Origin of the sequence: Burkholderia sp. MSMB1835, from assembly GCF_001526365.1 — a bacterium.
Classification (GTDB): domain Bacteria; phylum Pseudomonadota; class Gammaproteobacteria; order Burkholderiales; family Burkholderiaceae; genus Burkholderia.
On record NZ_LOYP01000059.1, the window covers coordinates 453,887 to 477,448 of the forward strand.

Annotated in this window: 19 protein-coding genes; 5 read left to right on the forward strand and 14 right to left on the reverse strand. The window is 70.0% G+C overall.

Translation table 11 applies throughout. The features are described from left to right. The first annotated feature begins 118 nt into the window (after positions 1–118). The gene (locus WS96_RS31400; RefSeq protein ID WP_179949997.1) at positions 119–1,270 is read left to right on the forward strand and encodes a DUF1176 domain-containing protein; all 1,152 of its coding nucleotides are present in this window, start codon (positions 119–121) and stop codon (positions 1,268–1,270) included. A 9-nt stretch (positions 1,271–1,279) separates the two neighbouring features. Here the strand turns inward: WS96_RS31400 and WS96_RS31405 are convergent, their stop codons facing one another. After that, positions 1,280–1,951 (reverse strand): O-methyltransferase, encoded by a 672-nt coding sequence (locus tag WS96_RS31405; protein ID WP_059837788.1) that lies wholly within the window; start codon positions 1,949–1,951, stop codon positions 1,280–1,282. Between the two features lie 146 nt (positions 1,952–2,097). Between WS96_RS31405 and WS96_RS31410 the strand changes: the two genes are divergently transcribed. Together WS96_RS31410 and WS96_RS31415 are read left to right on the forward strand one after the other, a co-directional pair. Then, positions 2,098–3,393: an O-acetylhomoserine aminocarboxypropyltransferase/cysteine synthase family protein gene (locus WS96_RS31410; protein WP_059837790.1), complete on the forward strand. Its 1,296-nt coding sequence runs from the start codon at positions 2,098–2,100 to the stop codon at positions 3,391–3,393. A 163-nt stretch (positions 3,394–3,556) separates the two neighbouring features. After that, entirely contained in the window at positions 3,557–4,282 is a 726-nt protein-coding gene (locus WS96_RS31415) for a hypothetical protein (protein ID WP_059837792.1), read from the forward strand. Positions 4,283–4,304: 22 nt separating this feature from the next. Here WS96_RS31415 and WS96_RS31420 read toward each other — a convergent pair whose 3' ends face one another. The 3 genes from WS96_RS31420 to WS96_RS31430 form a co-directional block, all read right to left on the reverse strand. Continuing rightward, complete coding sequence (locus WS96_RS31420) at positions 4,305–4,808, reverse strand: hypothetical protein (protein ID WP_059837794.1); 504 nt, start codon at positions 4,806–4,808, stop codon at positions 4,305–4,307. A gap of 27 nt (positions 4,809–4,835) precedes the next feature. Continuing rightward, a complete protein-coding gene (locus WS96_RS31425; protein ID WP_059837796.1) occupies positions 4,836–5,117 on the reverse strand; it encodes a hypothetical protein in 282 nt (93 codons plus the stop codon). Positions 5,118–5,403: 286 nt separating this feature from the next. Then, positions 5,404–5,802 (reverse strand): hypothetical protein, encoded by a 399-nt coding sequence (locus tag WS96_RS31430; protein WP_257128089.1) that lies wholly within the window; start codon positions 5,800–5,802, stop codon positions 5,404–5,406. A gap of 141 nt (positions 5,803–5,943) precedes the next feature. Between WS96_RS31430 and WS96_RS31435 the strand changes: the two genes are divergently transcribed. Then, positions 5,944–6,231 (forward strand): DUF4148 domain-containing protein, encoded by a 288-nt coding sequence (locus WS96_RS31435; protein ID WP_059837798.1) that lies wholly within the window; start codon positions 5,944–5,946, stop codon positions 6,229–6,231. Positions 6,232–6,309: 78 nt separating this feature from the next. Here WS96_RS31435 and WS96_RS31440 read toward each other — a convergent pair whose 3' ends face one another. The 10 genes from WS96_RS31440 to WS96_RS31485 all read right to left on the reverse strand — a co-directional run bounded on the left by WS96_RS31440 (position 6,310) and on the right by WS96_RS31485 (position 22,468). Continuing rightward, positions 6,310–7,734, reverse strand: coding sequence for a heavy metal sensor histidine kinase (locus WS96_RS31440; RefSeq protein ID WP_059837800.1), 1,425 nt, complete (start codon positions 7,732–7,734; stop codon positions 6,310–6,312). Beyond that, the gene (irlR, locus tag WS96_RS31445) at positions 7,731–8,414 is read right to left on the reverse strand and encodes a heavy metal response regulator transcription factor IrlR (RefSeq protein WP_034205392.1); all 684 of its coding nucleotides are present in this window, start codon (positions 8,412–8,414) and stop codon (positions 7,731–7,733) included. Before irlR ends, WS96_RS31440 begins: the two co-directional genes overlap by 4 nt. Further along, positions 8,414–11,626: an efflux RND transporter permease subunit gene (locus WS96_RS31450; RefSeq protein WP_059837802.1), complete on the reverse strand. Its 3,213-nt coding sequence runs from the start codon at positions 11,624–11,626 to the stop codon at positions 8,414–8,416. The genes irlR and WS96_RS31450 overlap by 1 nt, the downstream gene beginning before the upstream one ends. Before the next feature lie 128 nt (positions 11,627–11,754). Beyond that, positions 11,755–13,224 carry an efflux RND transporter periplasmic adaptor subunit gene (locus WS96_RS31455; RefSeq protein ID WP_059837804.1) on the reverse strand — a complete coding sequence of 490 codons (1,470 nt, stop codon included), beginning with the start codon at positions 13,222–13,224 and terminating at the stop codon, positions 11,755–11,757. A gap of 26 nt (positions 13,225–13,250) precedes the next feature. Further along, positions 13,251–14,564, reverse strand: a complete 1,314-nt coding sequence (locus WS96_RS31460) for a TolC family protein (RefSeq protein WP_059837806.1) — start codon at positions 14,562–14,564, stop codon at positions 13,251–13,253. Between the two features lie 244 nt (positions 14,565–14,808). After that, positions 14,809–15,999: a phosphotransferase enzyme family protein gene (locus WS96_RS31465; protein ID WP_059837808.1), complete on the reverse strand. Its 1,191-nt coding sequence runs from the start codon at positions 15,997–15,999 to the stop codon at positions 14,809–14,811. Positions 16,000–16,035: 36 nt separating this feature from the next. Beyond that, entirely contained in the window at positions 16,036–16,680 is a 645-nt protein-coding gene (gene pnuC / locus WS96_RS31470) for a nicotinamide riboside transporter PnuC (protein WP_034205397.1), read from the reverse strand. 59 nt (positions 16,681–16,739) lie between these two features. After that, entirely contained in the window at positions 16,740–18,971 is a 2,232-nt protein-coding gene (locus WS96_RS31475; protein ID WP_059837810.1) for a TonB-dependent siderophore receptor, read from the reverse strand. Positions 18,972–19,726: 755 nt separating this feature from the next. After that, positions 19,727–21,790 carry a pyridoxamine 5'-phosphate oxidase family protein gene (locus tag WS96_RS31480; RefSeq protein WP_059837812.1) on the reverse strand — a complete coding sequence of 688 codons (2,064 nt, stop codon included), beginning with the start codon at positions 21,788–21,790 and terminating at the stop codon, positions 19,727–19,729. A gap of 33 nt (positions 21,791–21,823) precedes the next feature. After that, entirely contained in the window at positions 21,824–22,468 is a 645-nt protein-coding gene (locus WS96_RS31485; protein WP_059837814.1) for a glutathione S-transferase family protein, read from the reverse strand. 126 nt (positions 22,469–22,594) lie between these two features. On the opposite strand from WS96_RS31485, the gene WS96_RS31490 reads away from it, so the two are divergent. Continuing rightward, positions 22,595–23,548, forward strand: a complete 954-nt coding sequence (locus WS96_RS31490; RefSeq protein ID WP_059837816.1) for a LysR family transcriptional regulator — start codon at positions 22,595–22,597, stop codon at positions 23,546–23,548. Positions 23,549–23,562 lie beyond the last annotated feature (14 nt).

Consider the following 23,562-nt stretch of genomic DNA (forward strand, 5'->3'; position numbering starts at 1 on the left):
GTTGCAGCGGTATACTGGATGCCGTTCGCGCCACTGCACTCGACCTGCACCGCTTGCTGACGATGCGCTTGCAGTCCGGCATCCTCCGCCCGCCTCCTCCCAGTCGATTCGAACCGCCATGTCGCACCGTTTTTCGCTCGCCGTCGCCGCCCTCCTCGCCGCTTCCCCGATCGTCACGCACGCCCGTCCGCTGTCGCGGCCGCCAGTCGAACGCGAGTTCAAGAGCTGGTCGGTCGTCTGCGACAACGGCAATCGCTGTATCGCGGAAAGTCACGCCGACGATATCGACGATGCACGCGCCGGCCTGATCCTGCGCGTGACGCGCGACGCCGGCCCGGACGCGCAACCGTCGCTCGACCTTTATGCATCGGCGCCGATCGACTTGCGCACGGCCCGCGTCGACGGCCGACCGTTCGATGCGATGCCGGCGCAATGGCATACGTTCGGCGACAAGACCGACGAAGAAGCCCGCCCGTTCCGGCTCCGGACCAACGATCCGGCCACGGTGGCCGCATGGCTGGCTGCGGCGCGCAATGCCCAATTGCTGAGCTTCGGCGATCCGGCATCGGCGCCCGCCGCGCGTACGCCGTTGTCGGGATTGAATGCCGCGTTGCTGCTGATCGACGATACGCAGGGCCGCGTCGGCACGGTCACGGCGCTGTCGCGCCCCGGCGCCCGGCCAGCGTCGTCGGTGCCGGCCGCGCCCGCGTTGCCGCCCGCGGTCACGCCCGCGCCGCCGGCCGACTCGACCCTGTCGAGCGCCGAACAGCGTCCGCTCGTCGATGCGGTGCTCGCGAAATTCGGCGCCGACGTGAAGCAATGCGCGGCCGACGTCGAAGACGAAATGTCGGCGAGCGACCGCAGGAAAGCGTCGCGCGCCGTCGCGATCTCGTCCGACGAGGCGCTCGTCGCGATCCCGTGCCAGACCAGCAGCCTGTATAACCACACCGACCTGTGGTATCGCGTGCGCCGCACCGCGCCGTACATGCCGGCCGCGATGAATTTCGGCGAGAACGCGAGCGCGGGCCTCGATTCGGCGTCGTTCGCGAACGAGCTGACCGACGCCAGCTACGATGCCGCCCGCGCGACGCTGTCGAGCACGGTCCGACTGCGCAGCGCCGGCGATTGCGGCTCGACCGCATCGTGGGTGTTCGATGGCCGGCGCTTCGTGCTCGACGGCCTCGCCACGCACAGCACCTGCAACGGCCTGTTCCAGGCTCGATGGCCGCGCCTGTATCGCCGGGCCGACGCGGCCGGCAGCCCGCACTGACGCGTCCCGTCACGCGGCGCCGACGATCGAGATCGAGAATCCGTCCCAGCCCTTCTGCCCGACCGTCTGCACGGCGGTCGTCATGAGTGCGGCCTCGGCCGCAAGGCGTGCGAACCCGTCGCGCACGCCGACCACGTCCGGCTCGCGATTGCCCGGATCGGCGACGCGCCCGTTTCGCACGACGTTGTCGACGACGATCACCGTGCCGGGCCGCGACAGCTTCAGCGCCGCGTCGAGATAAACGGCGTTGTTGTCCTTGTCCGCATCGATGAAGACGAAATCGAACGGCGCCTCCCCGGCTTCGACGAGCCGCGCCAGGCTGTCCTTCGCACTGCCGACCACCACCGACACGACCGCCGCGAAGCCGGCGCGCGCGATGTTCTGCGTCGCGACCTGCGCGTGTGCCGGGTTCAGCTCGAGCGTCACGAGCGAGCCGCCCGGCGGCAATGCGCGCGCCAGCCAGATCGTGCTGTAGCCGCCGAGGGTGCCGACTTCGAGGATGCGCCGCGCGCCGCGAATCGTCGCGAGCAGTTGCAACAGCTTGCCCTGGTTCGGCGCGACGTTGATCGCGGGCAGCCCGGCCGCGTCGCTCGCCGCCAGCGCGGCGTCGAGCACGGCGTCGGACGGCACGAGCGTCGCCGAAAAATACGCATCCACCTGGTTCCATCGATCCTGATCCATCGCGCACCTCTCGTCTGCGGAAAAAGGCATTCTATGCGCCGCGCCCGATAAGCAACACACCATTCGTTCTAAGGGCAGCCGGCACGTGCTCCTATAATCGCCGGACGGCAGGACCCTCGACCTTCACAACAACAAACGGAGCACCCATGACCGATCAGGCCAATTCGAACTGGCGCCTCGAAACCATCGCCGTGCACGGCGGTTATCGCCCCGACCCGACCACGCGCGCGGTCGCCGTCCCGATCTACCAGACCGTTGCGTACGCATTCGACGACACGCAGCACGGCGCCGACCTGTTCGACCTGAAGGTCCAGGGCAACATCTACACGCGGATCATGAACCCGACGACGGACGTGCTCGAGCAGCGGATCGCCGCGCTCGAGGGCGGCATCGGCGCGCTCGCGCTCGCATCGGGGCAAGCCGCCGTCACGTATGCGGTCCAGACGATCGCCGAAGCCGGCGACAACATCGTGTCCGCGAGTTCGCTGTACGGCGGCACCTACAACCTGTTCGCGCATACGCTGCCGCAATACGGGATCGCCACGCGCTTCGCCGACCCGCGCGATCCTGCATCGTTCGCACCGCTGATCGATGCGCGCACGAAGGCGATCTTCGCGGAATCGGTCGGCAACCCGCTCGGCAACGTCACCGACATCGCCGCGCTCGCGGAGGTCGCGCATCGCCACGGCATCCCGTTGATCGTCGACAACACGGTGCCGTCGCCGTACCTGCTGCGCCCGTTCGAACACGGCGCGGACATCGTCGTGCATTCGTTGACGAAATATCTCGGCGGGCACGGCACGAGCCTCGGCGGCGCGATCGTCGATTCGGGCAAGTTCCCGTGGGCCGAGCACGCGGACCGCTTCAAGCGGCTCAACGAGCCGGACGTCAGCTATCACGGCGTCGTCTATACCGATGCGTTCGGGCCGGCAGCCTATATCGGCCGCGCCCGCGTGGTGCCGCTGCGCAACCTGGGCGCGGCGATCTCGCCGTTCAATGCGTTCCAGATCCTGCAAGGGATCGAGACGCTCGCGCTGCGCGTCGAGCGGATCAGCGACAACGCGCTGAAGATCGCGCAGCACCTCGCGCGCCACGAGCACGTCGAATGGGTGAACTACGCGGGCCTGCCCGATCACCCCGACCATCCGCTCGTCGCACGCTACCTGTCGGGCCGTGCGCCGGGCATCCTGACGTTCGGCGTAAAAGGCGGCCGCGACGGCGGCGCGAAGTTCCAGGATGCGCTGAAGCTGTTCACGCGGCTCGTCAACATCGGCGATACGAAGTCGCTCGCGACGCACCCGGCATCGACCACGCACCGTCAACTGTCGCCGGCCGAACTCGCGAAGGCCGGCGTGAAGGAAGAAACGGTGCGGCTGTCGATCGGCATCGAGCATATCGACGACCTGCTCGCCGATCTCGACCAGGCGCTCGCGCAGCTTTGACCGGAACGGGGGCGGCCGGATTGCCGGTGCGCCCCGCATCAAACCGCTTGACCCTGGAGCGGCTTCAAGGTGTTCAATCCCCGGTGGATGCCGGGGCGACGCCCGGCGCGTACGATCGTGCCACGCAGCCTCCGCTGCGACACGCCCACCGCCGAGAGGCCTCATGACTCCGACCGCGAAGCTTGCGCTGCTCACGTTACCGCCCGTGCTGGCGGCCTGTCTCGGCGCGCTCGCGGCCGCGTGGCGCGCGCCCGGCCCGAAAACGTCGAGCGTGATCCAGCATTTCACCGGCGGCATCGTGTTCGCGGCCGCCGCGCTCGAACTGCTGCCGCAGGACCGCGCACATGCGCTGTTTCCGGTCGTCGTCGGTTTCGTGCTCGGGATCGCGCTGATGCTGGCGATTCGCGCGTTGTCTGGTGCGGTCGAGACGCGCTTCGAGGACGCGCGTTTGCCCGTGAGCCTGATCGTCGTCACCGCGATCGATCTCGTCGTCGACGGCCTGGTGCTCGGCATCGCCTTTTCCGCGAGCGACGCAAGCGGCATCATCCTGACCGTCGCGCTGACGCTCGAGGTGCTGTTCCTCGCGCTGTCGGTCAGCGCGGCGCTGGCCGCGGCCGGCATCGGCCGCACGCCGTCGATCGTCGTGCCGGTCGCGCTCGCGGCGCTGCTGAGCCTCGCGGCCGTCGCGGGCAACGCGGCGTTCGCGGGACTGCCGGCGAATGGCTATGCGGCGCTTCTGGGGCTGGGCACCGTCGCGCTGTTGTACCTCGTCGTCGAAGAACTGCTGGTCGAAGCGCACGAGGTGCCCGAAACGCCGTTCGCGACGGCCTCGTTCTTCATCGGCTTCATCGTGTTCTTCCTGATCGAAGGATCCGTGAAGGCCGGGTAAGCCGCGCGCGACGGCATGACGGCTACCAGGTCGTCGCGCCGGTCGGCCACGTATCGACGATGCGCGTGCCGTTGACCGGCGCGACACCCGCGTTGCGCAGCGCGGTCCACAGGTCGATCGCATGTTCGCGCGATTTTCGCGTACCGTCGTCGGTCAGCACGTTCAGCGCGATCACTTCGTCGCGTGTCGTCAGTTGCAATTGCTCCTTCAGCTTGCGCGACTGATGCGACACGGTACGGACGTCGCCGAGCGCGACCCGTTTCGCCGCGGCGGTCGACGCGTCGCCGGCATCGGCCGGCACGAACGTCAGCCGGCCAGCGGCGACTTCGCATTGTCCGCGCGCGAACGTCGCGGTCCACGCGCCGGCCGGCACGGCCGCCAACTCGCAGCGCATCCGTTCGATCGCGCGGCGACCGACGTCGTGCGCCGACGCGTGCGACAGCGCACGTTCCGCCCAGCCTGCCGCCATCGCGGCCGCCGACATCAGGTACGCCGCCAGTACGATCCCTTTCGCGACATTGCGCATCGCACGCTCCTTTTCATCGATGAACGATCAAAGCCCCGCGAAGCGGTCGTCGTGCGCATCGACCGGCGGCGACTCGTCGCCGCGACGAACGGTCGCGCGATGAATCGCCCGATGGCGCGCGACGGCGGCCGGGCTCGCCGGGTAGTCGTGAGCCGGGCTCGGGATCGGGATCGCGCCGTCGCGACGCGCGCGCAGCCGTTCCTGAATCACGTCCCGACGGCGCTTCGGCTGCGCGGCCACGGCCTGCGAGACGGCCTCGATCGACGGTGCGATAACGGTAACGGCGACCGCCGGGTGCGGCATGTTCATGTGGACGGCTCCTCATTGGAATGCGTTGACGGGAGCCATCACTTTGATCCCGCGGCGGTGCGGATTCGTGATCGCCTCATGACGGTTTCGTCACCGTTCCGCCATGCGCTGCGTGACGAAAATTTCATGTTCCGATCAGCTTCGCGATGCGCCGCGCCGCTACGATCGGAACGATAGCGGGCCCTGCCCGTTCCCCTCCACGCAGCGGGTCGCTGCCGCACGGCACGATCACGCATTAGGCCCGGGCTCGTCGAGTGCCGGGCCTTTTTTTACGCGGATCCGAGGATCAGGGCGCGGAATCGCGCTGCGGGAACAGGCATGGATGCGTTTTCACATACAGGTTCGGATTGCCGCAGCGGTGCCCGGCATAGTCGATCTGCTCGCCCGGCATCGAGGCGGCCGGCGCTGGCTTGCGCGCGGCGGCAGGTGCAGTTGCCGCGATACCGGAGCGTGTCGACGATGCGCAGCCCGAGAGCAACGGAACGATCAGGGCTGCGATCAACACGAAATGAATGGCAGGACGGTGCAATTGTCGATCCGGAATGAAGGCCTGAACAGCGCCGCCCGCTATCGACACTGTCGTCGCGATCGGCACGAATGCCGCCGGCGCGGTCGGCCGACGGCAGGCCTCATGTTCCGCTTCCCGCTCATCGCACCGATGACGCGAACATGACGGTTGCGTCATGTCGAGCGAGTCCGCACGGTACGCCACCGCGCCCCGCAATCTGACGCATTTTTCATCTCGCGATCACGATCACGCACGGCCGCTTTCGCATACTGGGTCCATGGTTCGCCACCCGGCGGCCGTGATCAAGGAGAGCACTCGATGAAAACCGCAAAACTCGCCGCATGGTTCGTCACCGCGACGCTGTCGCTCGGCATGGCCGCGCAGGCCGCGCTCGCCCAAACGCAGACGCAAGGCAAGACCCGCTCGCAGGTCGTCAACGAACTGAAACAGGCGCAGCACGACGGTGTCGTGCCGACGAGCAAGACGCAGTACCCGCCGACCGGCGAGATCGTCGCACGCAACAAGGAACTGCACGGAATTTCGGTGCATGGCGGCGAGAAGAAGCCGCAGACCGACAATCACGACGACCTGACCGCGAAGCAATGACGCCCAGCCTCCCGGCCGCGGGCAACGCGCCGCGCGCGGCTGCTTACGGCGAGCGCGCGGGCGTGTGCGCCCGCGCCGTCAGGCGCCGATGGCGGCCGGCCGTTCAGGCGCGGCCGGCCGTCGCGGAAAGCGCAGCCAGAAGGTCGTGCGGCGACCCGGTTCGCTGTCGACGCCGCATTCGCCGCCGTGATTGTCCATGATCGACCGGACGATCGCGAGGCCGAGCCCGGTGCCCGACGCCGAATCGTGCCGCGACGGATCGACGCGATAAAAGCGCTCGAAAATCCGCCCGACGTGCTCCGCCGCGATGCCGGGCCCCGTGTCCGACACGGCGATCGTCGTCGCGCCGCTCTGCTCGACGCAATCGATCGTCACGACGCTGCCGCGCGGCGCATAAGTCAGCGCATTCGACAGCAGGTTGCTCAACGCGCGCTGGTACAGCGTCAGATCCGCATCGACCCACGCATGGCCGTCGACCTTCACCGTCACGCCCGCGTCTTCCGCAAGCGGCTCGTAGTAGCCGGCCACCCGCTCCGCCTCCTCCGCCGCATTCAGGCGCCGCACATCGATCGACGTGCCGGCCTGCTCCGAACGCGCGAGAAACAGCATGTCCTCGATCATCCGCGACAGCCGCTGGTATTCGTCGATGCTCGACTCGATCACGCTCCGGTATTCGTCCGCGCTGCGCGGTTGCGACAGCACGACCTGCGCGGCCGCCTGCAGGTTCGTCAGCGGCGTGCGCATGTCGTGCGCAAGATTCGACGAGAACTGGCTCAGCCGCGTGAACGATTCGTTCAGCCGCGCGAGCATCCCGTTGAACGCATGCTCGAGTTCCTTCAGTTCGCCCGACGTATCGAGTTCCGGCAGCGGATGCGCGAGCCGGCTCGTCGACATCTGCTCGGCGCGCGCCGCGAATCGTCGCAGCGGGCTCAGCCCGAGCGCCGCGATGCCGTATGCGATCGCGGCCGCGAGCACCACGCCGAACACCTCGATCACGACGATCGTATAAGCGTGCGTGCGCAACAGCAGCACGTCGGCGCTGCGGTCGTATTGCACGGCGACGCGCACCACGGGCGCCCCGGCGCCGCCGAGCGGCACGCTCGTCAGCAGATACCGGTGCCGCTCGCCGGGCGCGGCGATGCCGACCGGCACGCGCCCGGCGTTCATCGACAGCAGCGGCGCATACGGACGGAAGCCCGGGGTGCCGACGAGGCGCGCACCGCCGGCGTCGAAGATCGCGAGATCCATGTTCGGATGCCCGTGCAACTGGTCGATCCAGATATCGGCGTTGCGCGCAACGTCGGCCGTCGTGCGCGCCTCGGCCAGGTGCGCCCCCAGTGCGGCGGAAATGCCGGCCATCTGCTCGGCTGCCGTGGTTTCGACGCGGTTGCTCAGCGCCTCGTACAGTGCGACGCCGCTCGACGCGAGGATCACCGACGTCGACAGGATGATCAGCGCGGTCAGGCGGCCGCGCAGCGTGCGCGGCAGCAGGCGCGCGATCATGCGGCCGCGCCGCCGCGCGTTTCGAGCACGTAGCCCATCCCGCGCACCGTGTGGATCAGCTTCGGTTCGTACGCGTCGTCGATCTTCGAGCGCAGCCGGCGAATCGCCGAATCGACGACGTTCGTGTCGCTGTTGAAGTTCATGTCCCACACCTGCGACGCGATGGTCGCGCGCGGCAGGATCTCGCCTTCGCGGCGCATCAGCAGCCACAGCAGCGCGAACTCCTTCGCGGTCAGCAGGATCGTGTCGCCCTGCCGCGTGGCCTTGCGGCGCGTCAGGTCGAGTTCGAGATCGGCCACGCGCAGCGTGTTCGAGTCGCGCGGCTGGCCGCGCCGCAGGATCGACTTGATGCGCGCGGTCAGCTCGACGAAATCGAACGGCTTCGCGAGATAGTCGTCCGCGCCGAGTTCGAGCCCCTTCACGCGATCGCCGACGTCGTCGCGCGCGGTGAGGAACAGCACGGGCGTCGACTTGCTGCGCCGCAGGTTCTGCAGCAACGTCCAGCCGTCCTGCCCGGGCAGCATCACGTCGAGTACGAGCAGGTCGTACTCCTCCGTTTCGGCCTGGTGCTGGCCCGTGATGCCGTCCTCGACCCAGTCGACGACGTAGCCGGCCTCGGTCAGGCCCTTGCGCAGATACGCGCCCGTCTTCGGTTCATCCTCGACAATCAGAATTCGCATCACGCATTACCCTTGAAGAAACCCAGCCGGCGCAGCACGCGCGCACCGACGCCGCCGCGCCACGCCGTGCGCCACGACACCGCATGGCTGACACGGTACAGCACCGGCAGCACCAGCAGCGTCAACGCCGTGGACGACAGGATACCGCCGATCACGACCGTCGCAAGCGGGCGCTGCACCTCGGCGCCGGTGCCGGTCGCGAACGCCATCGGCAGGAAGCCGAGCGACGCGACCAGCGCGGTCATCAGCACGGGCCGCAGCCGCGTGAGCGCGCCGTCGCGCACGGCCGCGTCGAGCGGCATCCCTTCGTCGCGCAGGTTGCGGATGAACGAGATCATCACGAGCCCGTTGAGCACGGCCACGCCCGACAGCGCGATGAAACCGACCGCCGCCGTGATCGACAGCGGAATCCCGCGCAGCCACAGCGACACGACGCCGCCGCTCAGCGCGAACGGAATGCCGGTGAACACCAGCAGCCCGTCCTTCACGTTGTTGAACATCACGAACAGCAATACGAACACCATGAACAGCGCGAGCGGCACGACGAGCTTCAGGCGCTCGCTCGCGCTCTGCAGTTGCTCGAATTGCCCGCCCCACGACACCCAGTAACCGGCCGGCACGCGCACGTCCTGCTGCAATTGCTCGCGCGCATCGGCGACGAACGAGCCGACGTCGCGGCCGCGCACGTTCGCGCTGACCACCACCCGCCGCTTGCCGTCCTCTCGGCTGATCTGGTTCGGGCCGGGCGCCACGTCGATCGTCGCGAGCTCCGCGAGCGGCACGTACGGGGCTGCGGCGAGCCGCGCGGCGGCGCTCGCGGCCGACGCGGGCAACGCGATCGGCAGCCGCTTGATCGCCTCGATGTCGGAGCGCAGTTCGTCGGGCAGCCGCACGACGATGTCGAAGCGGCGGTCGCCCTGGAACAGCGTGCCGGCCTTCCGGCCGCCGACGGCCGCGGCCACCGAATCCTGCAGGTCGGCGACGCTCACGCCGTAGCGCGCGAGCTTGTCGCGGTCGAGGTTGACGGTCAGCACCGGCAGGCCCGTGGTCTGCTCGACCTTCACCTCCGACGCGCCCGGCACCTTCTGCAAGGCAGCCGCGATCTGCTCGCCGGTCCGGTTCAGCACGACCATGTCGTCGCCGAAGAGCTTCACGGCGACGTCGCTGCGCACCCCCGAAATCAGCTCGTTGAAGCGCAGCTGGATCGGCTGCGAGAACTCGTACGCGTTGCCCGGCAGCTCGGCGAGCGCGTCCTCGATCTCGCGCACGAGCCGGTCGCGCGGTTTCTTCGGATCGGGCCACGTGTCGGCCGGCTTCAGCATGATGTAGCCGTCCGACAGGTTCGGCGGCATCGGGTCGGCGGCGATCTCGGCCGTGCCGGTGCGCGCGAACACACGCTCGATCTCGGGGAAGCGCGCCTTCAGCGTCTTCTCGATCGACTTCTGCATCTCGACCGACTGCGACAGGCTCGTGCCGGGAATCCGCAGCGCGGACACGGCCAGATCGCCCTCGTTCAGGCTCGGGATGAACTCGCTGCCGAGGCGCGTCGCCAGCCCCAGCGTGATCAGCACGATCGCGCCCGCCCCGGTCATCACGCGCGCCGGACGCGTCATGAACGCGGCGAGCACCGGTTCGTACGCGCGCCGCGCCCAGCCCATCAGCCGGTTTTCCGTCTCCTCGACCCGCTCGCCGATGAACAGCGCGACGGCCGCCGGAATGAACGTGACGGTCAGCACCATCGCGGCGGCGAGCGCCATCACCACGGTCGTCGCCATCGGGTGGAACATCTTGCCTTCGACGCCGGTCAGCGCGAAGATCGGCAGGTACACCACCATGATGATCAGTTGTCCGAATATCAATGCGCGGCGCGCTTCCTGCGATGCGCCGAACACTTCGGCAAAACGCTCGGCGCGCGTGAGCGGCCGCCCGGCCGCCGCCTGCGCATGCGCGAGCCGCCGCACGCAGTTCTCGACGATCACCACCGCACCGTCCACGATGATCCCGAAGTCGAGCGCGCCGAGGCTCATCAGGTTCGCGCTCACCTTGGCGTTGACCATCCCGGTGAAGGTCATCAGCATCGACAGCGGAATCACGAGCGCGGTGATCAACGCCGCGCGGATGTTGCCGAGGAACAGGAACAGCACGGCAATCACGAGCACCGCGCCTTCGAGCAGGTTCTTCTTCACCGTCGCGACGGCCTTCTCGACGAGCACCGTGCGGTCGTACATCGGAATCGCCTTCACGCCGGCCGGCAGCGTGCGGTTCACGTCCTCCATCTTCGCGGCGACGGCCTTCGACACCGTCCGGCTGTTCTCGCCCATCAGCATGAACACCGTGCCGAGCACGACTTCCTCGCCGTTCGACGTCGCGGCGCCGGTGCGCAGTTCGCGGCCGATGTCGACCGCGCCGATGTCCTTCATCCGCACCGGCACGCCGCCGACGTTGGTCAGCACGATGTTCGCGATGTCGTCGACGGTGCGCGCCTGGCCCGGCACGCGCACCAGATACTGCTCGCCGCGCTTTTCGATGTAGCCGGCGCCGACGTTGTCGTTGTTGCGCTCCAGCGCGCGCACGACGTCGGCGAGCGTCAGTCCGTACGACATCAGCTTTGCCGGGTTCGGCGCGACGCGGTACTCCTTCACGTAGCCGCCGATCGAGTTGACCTCGGTCACGCCGCGCACGTTGCGCAACTGCGGCCGCACGACCCAGTCCTGCAATTCCCGCAGGTCGGCCGCCGTATAGCGCGTGCCGTCGGGCTTGCGCGCGCCGGCGTCGGCCTCGACGGTCCACAGGTAGATCTCGCCGAGGCCCGTCGACGTCGGCCCCATCGCTGGCGCGATACCGGCCGGCAGCTTGTCCTTCGCTTCCTGAATGCGCTCGTTGACGAGCTGCCGCGCGAAGTAGATGTCGGTGCCGTCCTTGAAGATCACGGTGACCTGCGACAGCCCGTAGCGCGAGATCGAGCGCGTCTGCTCCAGCCCCGGCAGCCCGGCCATCGCGGTCTCGACCGGATAGGTGATGCGCTGCTCGGCCTCGAGCGGCGAGTAGCCGGGCGCGGACGTGTTGATCTGCACCTGCACGTTGGTGATGTCGGGCACCGCGTCGATCGGCAGGCGCTGGTAGCTGAATACGCCCAGCGCGGCCACGGCCGCGATCGCCAGCATCACGAGCCAGCGGTGCGCAATCGCAAAGCGGATCAGGCGCTCAAACATGTCGGGACTCCTTGCAGCGGAGCACGGACGTCCTCACCGGACGGGCCGCGCGGCCGCTCGACCGGCCGCGCGGAAAGCAGGCCGCATGAAAGGCCGCCAGCCTCGCCACGGCGCAAGCGTAGTGCCGCTCATTCATGTTCCGCGCTCCCCTTGCCGAGTTCCGCCTTCAGCACGAAGCTGTTCGACGCCGCGTATTCCTGGCCGGGCCGGAGCCCCTTCAGCACTTCGATCGCGCGTTCGTCGCGCCGCCCCGTCTCCACCGGCTGCGCGACGAAACCCTTCGGCGAGCGCACGAACACCGACGGCGCGCCGTCGACGTCCTGCAGCGCGTCGCTCGCGACCGCGAGCGGCACGTCCTGCCTGCCCGCATCGACCGACACGTTCACGAACATCCCCGGGCGCCACACGCGGTCCGGGTTCGGCAGCACGACGCGCGCCGGCGCGGTGCGCGTCTGTTCGCCGAGCAGCGACCCCACGTAGGCGATCGGGCCGCTCGAACGCGATTCGAACGCGGTCGCGATCACCGTCGCGTCGCGGCCGACGCGCACGTCGTCGAGCCGCTGCGCGGGCACCGCCATCTCGGCCCACACGGTGGACAGGTCGGAAATCACGAACATGCTCGCGTCGGCGGCGATCGCCTCGCCGGGTGTCGCATGCTTCTCGACGATCGTGCCCGCGAACGGCGCGCGCAGTTCATAACGGTTCAGCGCGCCCGCGCCGACCGGCGCGTTCAACGCGGCGAGCTTCTGCCGCGCGTTCTGCACGGCGATCTCGGCCTCGCGCAACTGCACCTGCGCCTGCTGATAATCCTGCTCGGCCGAAATGCGTTCCTTCCACAGCGTACGTTCGCGCTCGTAGGTCGCGCGTGCCCCCGCCAGCCGGCGCTCGGCCGTCAGCAACTCGCTGCGGCGGTCGGCCAGGTCGGTGCTCGCGATCACCGCGAGCACCTGCCCCTTCGCGACGTTCTGCCCGAGCGACACCGACACCTGCTCGACGATGCCGGCCACGCGCGGCACCACGTGCGCGGTGCGATCCTCGTTGAACTTGATCTCGCCCGGCAACTGGAACGGCGTCGCGATCCGCGCGGGGCCGGCCTTCGCAAGCGCGATCCTCGACGTCGCGAGTTGCGCGTCGCTCAGCGCGATCGCCCCGTCGGCGCGCGCGAACGGGAACGACGCGGCATCGTTGCCGGCCTTCACGTCGATCGTCGCATCGAACACATGCGGCTTCGCGATCGACTGCGCCGACACGAACTTCGAGCCGGCCGCGTCGAACCGCAACGGTTCGCGCGTGCGGTCGTAGCGCACCAGCGTGCCGGACACGGTCGCGCCGTCGATTGCCGGCTTGCCGTCGACGAACGGATAGACGACGAGCCGCGCGTCGCCGGGCTTTTCCGTCATCACGATCTCGACCGACAGCTTGCCGCGCGCGAGCACGGCACCGCCGCGCGCGCCGGCGCCCTCGGCCGGTTGCGCGGCTTCGGCGGCCGTCGGCGCCGATGCGCTGCCGCCGCCCCGCGCGACGGCGAGCGCGCCGATCACGATCCCTGCGCCGCCGAGCACGGCGGCCGCCATGACGAAGATTCTGCTGCGTGACATGATGATCCTTCAGGTGAGAGCGGCGCTCAGCGCGCGACGGCCGCGAGCGGCGTGCCGACGAGCCGGCCGATATCGGCGCGAGCCGCATGGGCGCCGGCGAGCGCACGGACGTATTGCGACTGGCCCTGGAACAGCGTGCGCTGCGCGTCGAGCACGTCGAGGAAGCTGAACTTGCCGAGTTCGTAGCCGCGCGACATCGCATCGAGTGCGAGACGCGCGGCCGGCAGGATGTCGGATTTCAGCCGCTGCGCTTCCTGCTCGGCCGCCTCGAAATTCGCGTACGCCTGCGCGAGCTCCAGCCGCAGGCGCGTGCGTTCGCGATCGAGATCGGCGTTCGCGCGCTCGGCCTTGTGCGTCGCCTCGAGCAACGCACCCCGGTTCGTGTCGAACAGCGGAATCGGAATCGATACGCCGACCACGGCCTGGTTGTCGGACACGCCGCCCGTGGTCACGCGCTTCACGCCCGCGCTGACCGTCACGTCCGGAACGCGCCGCGCGCGTTCGAGCGACACGGCCGCATTCGAGCGCAGCAGCTCGGCGCGCGCGACGCGCGCGAGCGGCGCGTCGTCGAGCTGCGCGGTCAATGCGGACAGCGGCTCGACCGGCGGCACGTTTTCCAGGTCGCCGCGCACCGCGAGCCGGTCGTTGCGCGCTTCGCCCATCACCGCGTTCAGCTTCTCGCGCGCGACCTCGACGCGGCCGCGCGCGGTCACCACTTCGATCTGCACGCCGGCCGCCGCGACCTGCGCCTTGGTCGCCTCGACCGGCGACACCTTGCCGGCCTGCGCGCGGCGCCCCGCGAGATCCGCGGAACGCGCGGCGATCGCGGCCGATTCCTCGGTCACCTGAAGCTGGCGCTGCGCGGCGAGCAGCCCGTAGAACGCGGCGATCACGTCGGCGCGCACCGCGGCGCCCTGCTCGTCGAGCGAGGCGTTCGCCGCCTCGCGGCCATACGACGCGACGTCGAGCCGCGCGCGGCGCTTGCCGCCCAGTTCGATGGCCTGGCTGATCATCGCGGTGGACGTGCGTTCGGCGCGACTGAAGCCTTCCTGCAGAAACGACACTTCGGGATTCGGGCGCGCGCCGGCCTGCATCAGCGCGCCGGCCGATGCGTCGACGTCCGCGCGCGCGCCGCGCAGCGCCGGATTGTTCCGCGCCGCGACCGCGAGCGCATCGGACAGCGTCAATGACGGCGCAGGCAGCGCGCCGGACGGCGGTGCGCCGATCGACGTCGCGCTGGCGGCCGAGGTCGCGGCCGGCCCCGGCGTCGGCGATGGCTGTGCATGAGCCGCCGCGGCCATCGCGAAGACGATGGCCGCGACGAGGTTGAGCTTGAGCATGTTCGGTTCTGCGGTAACGGTTCGCGACCGATGCTACGGACCGGCCGCAGTGCGAACATGAGGCGAAGATGATATTTCCGTCATGTCGGGCGCGGCGGCACGCAGGCGTGCGTCGCGCCGCGAGAGCGGCATGCCGCGTCGAGGATCGAAAGGACGGGTCGAACGTACGGCGCGACGCGCGGCACGGAAGATGGCAGGTCGTCGGGGAATCGATCCGTATGCGCGGCAGGCCCGCGCACCCGGATCAGGCGAGCCCTTGCTTCGCGCGCCGCCGCTGCACGAGCCAGTCGAGCAATTGCCGCCCGTCGCGTTCGCCGAACCAGCGCGCGTGCCCGATCAGGTAGCCGTCGTACGCGATGTCGACGATCGCCGGCGCATCGATGATGCAGCCGAAATACGCGACTTCCGACAGCGCGAACTCCGTGTGCACGATCGGCAGCAGCGCGACCAGCGCCGCATACGCGTCGTCGCTCAACGGTTCGAGCGATTCGTAACCGTCGAGCAGCGCGTCGATCTGGTCGTATTCGATGCGCCGCGCATCGGCCGGCGCCATCCAGTCGACCGTATTGCGCTCGATCGCGAGCGCGAGGTCCATGACCGCGCAGGTGCGGTCAGACAAGCCGAAATCGAGCACGGTCCGGACCTGCGCGCCGGGCCCCGCGTCGGTCCACAGCAGGTTCGACGCGTGCCAGTCGCCGTGCGTCCACAGCGGCGGCAACGCCGGCAGCAGCGGCACGAGGCGCGCGTGATACGGGCCGATCGCGTCAGCCACGTCGCCGCGCCAGTCGCGCGAGCCGAGCGCGCGCACGAGCAGCGGCTGCGCGTCGACCCAGCGCTCGAGCGCGCCCGCCAGATCGGCGCACGACAGCACGCGAAAGCTCGACAGCAGCGTGCGCACGGGCCGCGCGGGCGCATCGTAGCCGGCCGACGCGCGATGCAGTTCGGCCAGCGCGCGGCCGGCCGCATACGCATGCGATGGATGCGTGAACGGCTGCCACGACATCACGCCGCGATACGGATCGACGCCGGGCGCGAGCACGTGCACCTCGTACGTCCATTCGCCGGACGCGAACGCGGTCGCACCGTTGCGATCGGCCAGCACGTCCACCACCGGCATCCCGCGTGCGCGCAAATGCGCGATGAAGCGATGCTCTTCCTCGAGCCCGGCGACATCGCGCAGGCTCGCGTGATGACGCTTGACGAACAACCCGCGCCCGTCGGCCATCCGCACCAGCACGGCGGCCGCGAACTGCCGCGGGCTGTGCCACGTCAGCCGCGCCGGTTCGCCCGCGCCGTCGATCCGCGCGAGCACGGCCGCCACTTCGTCGTGCGTGATCAGCGGCCAGTCGCGTTCGGCCTGCTCGCCGTCCACGCCGAATTGCGGCGGCGCGACGTCGCGCGACAGGGGGCCGTCCGGCTCGAGGGGGAATGACATGAACGGCGTTGCTCCGTAGTTGAATCCGTGCGCGGATCAGCGCGCGCCGCCGCCCGATGCGAGCGGGCCGCCGGCGGCCGCGCGCAATGCGGCGGCCGTCCGGCTCCAGTCGCGCCAGCCGACGACGGCCAGGCCGATGAACAGCGCATAGAGTCCGGCCGTCAGATACAGTTCCTTGAACACGAACATCCCGACGTACACGACGTTCACGACGATCCACAGCCCCCACGACGCGATGTAGCGTCGGGCGGTCCAGTATTGCGCGACGAGACTGAACGCGGTCAGCGACGCATCGACGAACGGCAGCGCCGCGTCGGTCCAGCGCGCCATCATCCCGCCGAGCAGCGCGCTGCCGACGACGGCCGCGATCAGATCGGGCAGCATCTGCCGGGGCCGCACGCCGGTCACGGGGGCGACGTCGCCGGCCGGCGCCGCCTGGCCGTCGGCACCGCCGGCGGCCTCGCTCGCGCGCTGCGCGAGCCAGCGCTGCCAGCCGTACACCTGCAGCACCGCGAACGCGCCCTGCAGCAGCATGTCGGAATACAGCTTCGCGTCGAAGAAGATCCAGCCGTACAGCGCGACCGATGCGAGGCCGACCGGCCAGCACAGCATGCGCCGTTTCGCGGTCAGCCAGATCGCGAGCGCGCTGACGATCACGCCGGCGATTTCGAGTGGGGACATCGTCTGTGCTCTCCTGGTGGGCTGCCGGGGCCGCGCGTCACGCGGCCGATTCCGGTCGGTCAGAAATCATAGGTCAACGACACGCGCGCGGTGCGCGGCGCACCCGGGAACAGGTACGCATCGCCCTGCTGCTCGCCTGCGTCGCGCCAGTAGAACTTGTCGAACAGATTGTCCACCGATACGCGCAACACCGTGCGATGGCCGCCGATCTTCGTCGTATAACGCGCGCCGAGATTGAACACGAACCACGACGGCACGCGTGCGGTGCCTTCCTCGTTCGCGTTGCGCGCCGCGCTGTATTCCACGCCGCCGAGCACGTTCAGGCCCGCGACGCCCGGCACCGCGTAGTCCGCATACAGCGACGCGCGCAGCGCGGGCACGTTGATGATCTGGTGCCCTTCGTAGGCCGGCGACCCCGAATCGACCGCGCGGGCGCGAATCGCCGCGACGCTGGCCGTCAGCCCCAGCCGCTCGGTCACGCGCCCGGCCGCGCCGAGCTCGATGCCCTGGTGCCGCTGCGTGCCGCGCTGCACGAACGTGTAGGTCGTGCCCGATGCGTCCGGGTCGGCGAACTGGAACGGCTTGCTGATCGAGAACACGGCGGCCGTGAGGCTCAGCCGGTCGAGCCAGTCGTATTTCGCGCCGACCTCGAACTGGTGCGATTCGACGGGCGGCAGGAACGCATACGCGTTGGTCGCGCGCACGGGGGCCTGATCGCCGAGCGACAGCGCCTTGCTGTACGACGCATACAGCGACAGCACGTCCACCGGCTTGTAGACGAGCGCGACCTGCGGCAGGAACACCGAGCGGTCGGTGTGCGTCGTGTCGCCGTCGAGGCTGCTCCAGCTGCGCTGGCGCAGCAGCACTTCCTTGCCGCCCGCGAGCACCTGCCAGTGTTCGCCGATGCCGATGCGGTCGAGCCCGAACACGCCGTACTGCCACGCATCGAGGCGCGGATACGACGGCCCGGGCGAATTCGGCGACGGCGAGAAGGTCAGGTCCGGCCCGTAGACGTTCTCGCTGCCCACGTAGTCGTACACGGCGTCGGCCATGTGCACGACGCGGCGCTGCACGCTCACGCCGAGCGTCAGCTCGTGCCGCAGCGGCCCCGTCGCGAACTTGCCCGTCGTGACCGCGCGCAGATCGTCGTTGCGCCGGTATTCGCCGGGGCTGCGGAAGTCGTATACGTCGTAGTCGCCGTTCGCGCCGAAGAAGAACGGCGACGTCGCGCCGGCCGCGCAGCTTGTCGCGTAATAGCAGCCGTACGCGAACGCGCTGTTGTCGTCGATCATCGTGCGGCTGCGGCCGGCGGCGACGTAGGCCTTCCAGTCGTCGTTGAACCGGTAGTCGAAGCGTGCGTTCAGGTTCAGCGCATCGGTCGTCACCGGTTTCGCCCACGGCTGCGTGCCGAGCGCCTTCGACGTCGTCTTGACCGACGGCACGACGGTGCCGCCGAGCAACTGGTAGCCGGGCGCGGAACGCTGGATCCACTGCTGGAATTCGGCATTGAGCTGCAGGCTCGCGCGCGGGTTGATGTCCCAGTCGGCGGCGATCGAGCCGAACGTGCGCCGCCCGTTCGTGCCGTCGATGTAGGAGTGCATGTTCTCCTTCGCCGCATTGATCCGGAACCCGAACTGATGGTCGGGGCCGAAGCGGCGGCCGAGATCGACGGCGGCCGACGTCGAGCCGCGGCTGTCGACGCCGCCCGTCACGCTCGCGACGTTCGCGGAGCGCTTGGTCACGAAGTTGATCACGCCGCCCGGCGCGACGATGCCGCCGTCGATGCCCGCGAGCCCTTTCAGGATCTCGACGCGCTCCTTGTTCTCGAGCGGCACGTTCTGCTCGCCGGACACCGTCAGCCCGTCGATCCGGATCGCGCTCGCGAGATCGACCGGAAAGCCGCGGATCGCGAAGCCTTCGAAATAGCCGACCGGCGCATAGTCGTTGACGACCGACGCATCGTTGCGCACGACGTCGCTCAAGCGCTTCGCCTGCTGATCGTCGATCAGCGCGCGCGTGACGACGCTCACCGACGCCGGCGTGTCGCGCAGCGGCGCGTCGTCGAGCCCCGCGACCGACGCTTCGCGCGCCCGCAGCGAACGGCCGCGCTCGCCGCTCACCGCGATCGCGGGCAGCGTCGCGCTGCCGGTCGCGTCGGCGCCCGGCGCGGGCGTATCGCCCGGTGCGGCGGCAGCCTGCACCGCGAAAAGCGTGACGCCGAGACCGACACCGAGCCCGACCTTCGTGCGCCGCCGCCGTGCGGGCGCCGCTGTTGTTCTATTCACCGTCATTGTTCTGGATGGAAAACTCGCCACTCGACCCTGTCGAAACCCGTTGGAAGCTGCGAAGCGTGCACCCGCCGCCGCGCCCGTCGCCGGACGCGTGCGTCGACGCGATATTCATCGGACGAATCGGACCATGCGGCGCGCAAGCGGGCCGGCCAGTCGGAACAGCGCAGGATGGGGCATCGGATTCGATGACGCGCCGGCAACGACGCAGCGGCCGACGGGTCCGTCGGGTGCCTGTCGGCCGGCCGGCTGCCTCGCGCGATCGTCACGCAGGGGACGCTTCGAACGCCTCGGTGCGGGCGGCGGGCACTCGCGCCGGCCGTTCGTCGGAACGGCGGCCTGCCCGGCGCGCGACATCGCGGCGTGGCGCGCATTTTACCCCGGGCGGGGCCCAGGGCCGAGGAATCGGGCGGAACGGGAAACGGAGAAGCCGGCGACCGGAATCGCGCTTCGGGCGGCGCGACGGCGGCGAAGATGCGGGCGCGATTCGCGTCGCGCGCGCCGGCCCCCGACACCGGCGTCATCGTGCGCCGGGCGGAACGCCTGGAACCGGCGCGGGAAGGGCCGCCCGCTATCGGTTCGTCAGCCGTTCGCTTTAGCCCCCCCCCGCATCGCCTCCGTCCGTGCCGAGCAGTTTCTCGACGGGCTCGTTCATCGAATCGGTCGACGCTATCGTCGACCCGGACGGCATCCGAAAAAAGCAGCAGTTGCGCGCGCTTTTCGCGCGGCAGGCCTCGCGGTCGCCTGTCGCAAGCGCGTCAGCAATCGAGCACGAGCGGCTCCGTGGCCGCTTGCGCAGGCCGCGCGACGCACGGCAGCGCACAGCCGGGTGCGACCGGCGCATCGGGCGTCTGCGCGTAGTCGACCGCGCCGGACAGCACCCGCGTCGCGCACGTGCCGCACGAACCGGCGCGGCATTCGGACGGCACGGCCACGCGCTGCCCTTCCGCGAATTCGAGCAGCGTGCCGTCGGCGGGTGTCCATGCGGCTTCGCGCCCCGTGCGCCTGAACACGACGGGCACGCTTGCCGCCGCAGGCGCGGTGGCCGCGCGAGTCGCACTGCGCGAGACGCTCGATGGCCCGAACGCCTCGAAACGGATGCGCTCGTCCGGCACGTTCAGCGCGCGCAGCCCGTCGTACAGGTCGCGCATGAACGCCGACGGCCCGCACAGGTAGAAGTCGTAGTCGTCGAACGACAGGATCCGCTTCAGTTGCCCGACGTCGATGCGGCCTGCCCGCGCGGCTGCCCCTTCTTGAGGATGACTATCGAACCAGTGAAGCGACACGCGCGCATCGGCGGCCGCGATGCGCGCCAGTTCCGCGGCAAACGGCCGGTCGGCCGCTTCGCGTGCGCCGTGCACGAACACGACGCGGCGCGACGGCGCGTCGTCGGCCAGCGCCCGGCGCAGCATCGCGACCATCGGCGTGATGCCGATGCCGGCCGACACGAGCACGGCCGGGCGCGGGCTCGCGAGATCGAACGCGAAGCGGCCGCGCGGCATCTGCGCGTCGAGCGCGATGCCCACCCGCGCATGATCGTGCAGCCATGCCGATACGCGCCCCTCGCGCTTCACGGTGATCCGGTAATGCGCGCCGCCCGGCGCATCGGACAGCGTGTAGCTGCGCATCGACGGCGCGTCGCTGCCCGGCAATGCGATGCGCAGCGTCAGGTGTTGACCGGCTTCGTACGCAGGCAATGCGCCGCCATCCGCCGGCTCGAAATGGAACGACCGGATCGCGCGCGCCTCGTCGACGATCTTCGCGATGCGCAGCGGCCGCCATGCGGGCGCCGATGCCGGCGCGGCCGCGGCCTGCACGGGCCCGGCCGTTGCCGCCGCGCCGCCCGACGACACCGCCATCGCCGCGAACTGCGGCGCACGCTCGACCGCCGACCACCGGAACGGCAGCACCGCCCGCATGCGCCGCACTTCCCGCACATGGAAGCGCACGACGCGTTGCGCGCCGTCGAACGACGCGACGACCGGCCCATCCCACACGATCTCCGCGTGCGCGGCGACATACAGCACATCGCCGCCGTCGAAATCGACGAACAGCAGCCCCGCGCGCGGATCGTGCTGCAGGTTGCCGAGCGTGTTGAAGAACCGGTTGCCGCTGAAATCGGGCGTCGTCAGCGTGCGTGCATCGTCGACGCGCACGAAGCCCGGCATCCCGCCGCGATGCGACACGTCCGCGCCGCGCGCCGCGCCCGCGTCGGGCGACGTGTTCGCGCTCGCGACGAAGAACGTGTCGGCCTGCGCGAGCAGCGCGCGGTCCGCGTCGCTCAGCACGTCCGACACGTCGGGCGCGACGGATGCGTCGACGTCCCGCGCAATGAAGGTCGGCTTGCGGCCCTGGATGTATTTCGCGCAATTGCCGAAGCTCTGCTCGACCGCGATCGTCAGCGCCTCGCCGTCCGCCGTGCGTACGACGCCGTTCACGCGATTGCGCCGCCGCGTATCGAATTCGATCCCGAGCCCACCGAGCGGCGCGCCCGCCCGCCACGCGCCGGCCAGCGGGTCGCCCGGCAGCGCGCGCGCCGCGATGCGCAGCGTGCGGGCGTCCGGCGACGTGACGAAACCCGGCGCGCCGACCCGCAGCGTCGCCCATGGCTGCCCCTGCGCATCGACGCCGCCGAGCACGAAGAACGGCAGTTGCGCGAAAAAAGTCCGGTGCTGGTCCGGCATGAAACGCCGGATGCCGCGCCGGCCGGCCGCGCCCGCCGCGTCCGTCACGCCTGCGCGCTGCTGCACGGCGAGCTCGCCCGCGTGAAACGGCGGGGTCTCGAGGTCCCAGCCCGGTACGACGGCGCTCGGCGCATTCATTGCGTTCTCCTGAACAGGTGCGGTGGCCGCGCGTCAAGCGGCGAGCAGGCCCGCGCGCGTCGTCGGCATCGCGACGAAGCCCGGCAACGCCTCGATACGCGCCAGCCACGCGCGCACGTGCGGATACGGTTCGAGCGACACGCCGCCTTCCGGTGCGTGCGCGATGTACGTGTACGCGGCGACGTCCGCGATCGTCGGCTGCGCGCCGGCCGCGAACGGCTTGCCGGCCAGCTCGCGATCGATTACGTCGAGCACCTTCGCGGCCGTGCGCTTGGCCGCATCCGGGTCGAGCTGCGCGCCGAACACGGTCACGAGCCGCGCGGCGGCCGGCCCCGACGCGATCGGGCCGGCCGCGTACGACAGCCAGCGCTGCACGACGGCCGCGCCGACCGGATCGTCGGGCAGCCAGTGCGCGTCGCCGTAGCGCTTCGCGAGGTACACGAGGATCGCGTTCGAATCGGCGATCACGGTGCCGCCGTCGTCGATCACCGGCACCTGCCCGAGCGGATTGAGCGCGAGAAACGCCGGTTCGCGCTGCGCGCCGGCCGCGAGATCGACGTCGACGGTCGTGGACGGCAGCCCGAGCAGCGACAGGAACAACCGGACACGGTGCGCGTGCCCGGACAACAGGAACGAATAAATGCGGATCGGCGAAGCAGGCTTGCTGGCGGCAGACATGGAAACACTCCGGCATCTCGCGCCGCCGGGGATCGGCGACGAACGGCCCCAGCGTAGCGCTCGCGGTTCGTCGCCAGAAGACGGATAATTGCTGAAACATTATCCGCTTCCATAGGACAATCGACGATGGCCGATCTGCGCGACGTGAACCTGAACCGGCTGGCGATCTTCGTCGCGGTGGTCGAGGCCGGCTCGCTGACGGCCGCGGCCGAGCGGCTCGGCCTCGCGAAGACGGTCGTCAGCACGCACATGCAGCGCCTCGAATCCGAGGTCGGCGCGAACCTGCTGGTGCGCACGACGCGGCGGCTGAGCGTGACCGATGCCGGGCGCGTGTTCTACGACGCGTGCCGCGACATCGTGCGCGCCGCCGAAGCCGCGCTCGACGCGGTGTCGTCCGACGCCGGGCCGCTGCGCGGCACGCTGCGCGTGAGCGTGCCGATCGACTATGGCGCGCTGGTCGTCGCGCCGGCCGTCGTCGCGCTGCGCGACCGGCATCCGGCGCTCGCCGTCGAACTCGTCGCGAACGACCGCGTCGTCGATCTCGTCGCGGACAACCTCGACGTCGCGATCCGCATCGGCCGCCTCGCCGATTCGAACCATCGCGCGGTGCAGCTCGGCACCTACGAGAAATGGCTGGTCGCGAGCCCGGCGTTCGTTGCGCGCCACGGGCTGCCGCGCGATCCGGATGCGCTCGCCGCGCTGCCGTTCGTGATGTTGTCGTCGCTGCCGCGCCCGCATACGCTCGACCTCGACGATGCGCGCGGCGGCCACGCGTCGGTGCGCTGCGTCGCGCCGGTGGTGTCGAACACCGCGACCGCGTGCCGCGCGATCGTGCTCGCGGGCGGCGGTTTCGGGCTGCTGACGGATTTCTCGACCGCGGACGACGTCGCGGCCGGTCGGCTCGTGCGGCTGCTGCCGGGTTGGCGCACGGCGCCGGCCGGGATTCATGCGGTGTATCCGTCCACGCGGCTGCCGTCGCCGAAGGTGCGGGCGTTCATCGATGCGATGAAGGCGCGGCTCGGGCAGACGCCGGTCGCGCCGCCCGCGCGTGCGCCGCGACCGAAGCGCGCGGAGGACTGAACGGTTAGCCGTCC

What these genes read in the sequence shown, in the direction of transcription:
- WS96_RS31485 (WP_059837814.1), bottom strand. Translation starts at nt 22,468, where the DNA reads ATGTCTGCCGCCAGCAAGCCTGCTTCGCCGATCCGCATTTATTCGTTC.
- WS96_RS31455 (WP_059837804.1), bottom strand. Translation starts at nt 13,224, where the DNA reads ATGTCACGCAGCAGAATCTTCGTCATGGCGGCCGCCGTGCTCGGCGGC.
- WS96_RS31420 (WP_059837794.1), bottom strand. Translation starts at nt 4,808, where the DNA reads ATGCGCAATGTCGCGAAAGGGATCGTACTGGCGGCGTACCTGATGTCG.
- WS96_RS31465 (WP_059837808.1), bottom strand. Translation starts at nt 15,999, where the DNA reads ATGTCATTCCCCCTCGAGCCGGACGGCCCCCTGTCGCGCGACGTCGCG.
- WS96_RS31410 (WP_059837790.1), top strand. Translation starts at nt 2,098, where the DNA reads ATGACCGATCAGGCCAATTCGAACTGGCGCCTCGAAACCATCGCCGTG.
- WS96_RS31425 (WP_059837796.1), bottom strand. Translation starts at nt 5,117, where the DNA reads ATGAACATGCCGCACCCGGCGGTCGCCGTTACCGTTATCGCACCGTCG.
- WS96_RS31440 (WP_059837800.1), bottom strand. Translation starts at nt 7,734, where the DNA reads ATGATCGCGCGCCTGCTGCCGCGCACGCTGCGCGGCCGCCTGACCGCG.
- WS96_RS31490 (WP_059837816.1), top strand. Translation starts at nt 22,595, where the DNA reads ATGGCCGATCTGCGCGACGTGAACCTGAACCGGCTGGCGATCTTCGTC.
- WS96_RS31450 (WP_059837802.1), bottom strand. Translation starts at nt 11,626, where the DNA reads ATGTTTGAGCGCCTGATCCGCTTTGCGATTGCGCACCGCTGGCTCGTG.
- WS96_RS31460 (WP_059837806.1), bottom strand. Translation starts at nt 14,564, where the DNA reads ATGCTCAAGCTCAACCTCGTCGCGGCCATCGTCTTCGCGATGGCCGCG.
- WS96_RS31405 (WP_059837788.1), bottom strand. Translation starts at nt 1,951, where the DNA reads ATGGATCAGGATCGATGGAACCAGGTGGATGCGTATTTTTCGGCGACG.
- WS96_RS31430 (WP_257128089.1), bottom strand. Translation starts at nt 5,802, where the DNA reads ATGACGCAACCGTCATGTTCGCGTCATCGGTGCGATGAGCGGGAAGCG.
- pnuC (WP_034205397.1), bottom strand. Translation starts at nt 16,680, where the DNA reads ATGTCCCCACTCGAAATCGCCGGCGTGATCGTCAGCGCGCTCGCGATC.
- WS96_RS31435 (WP_059837798.1), top strand. Translation starts at nt 5,944, where the DNA reads ATGAAAACCGCAAAACTCGCCGCATGGTTCGTCACCGCGACGCTGTCG.
- WS96_RS31400 (WP_179949997.1), top strand. Translation starts at nt 119, where the DNA reads ATGTCGCACCGTTTTTCGCTCGCCGTCGCCGCCCTCCTCGCCGCTTCC.
- irlR (WP_034205392.1), bottom strand. Translation starts at nt 8,414, where the DNA reads ATGCGAATTCTGATTGTCGAGGATGAACCGAAGACGGGCGCGTATCTG.
- WS96_RS31475 (WP_059837810.1), bottom strand. Translation starts at nt 18,971, where the DNA reads ATGACGGTGAATAGAACAACAGCGGCGCCCGCACGGCGGCGGCGCACG.
- WS96_RS31415 (WP_059837792.1), top strand. Translation starts at nt 3,557, where the DNA reads ATGACTCCGACCGCGAAGCTTGCGCTGCTCACGTTACCGCCCGTGCTG.
- WS96_RS31480 (WP_059837812.1), bottom strand. Translation starts at nt 21,790, where the DNA reads ATGAATGCGCCGAGCGCCGTCGTACCGGGCTGGGACCTCGAGACCCCG.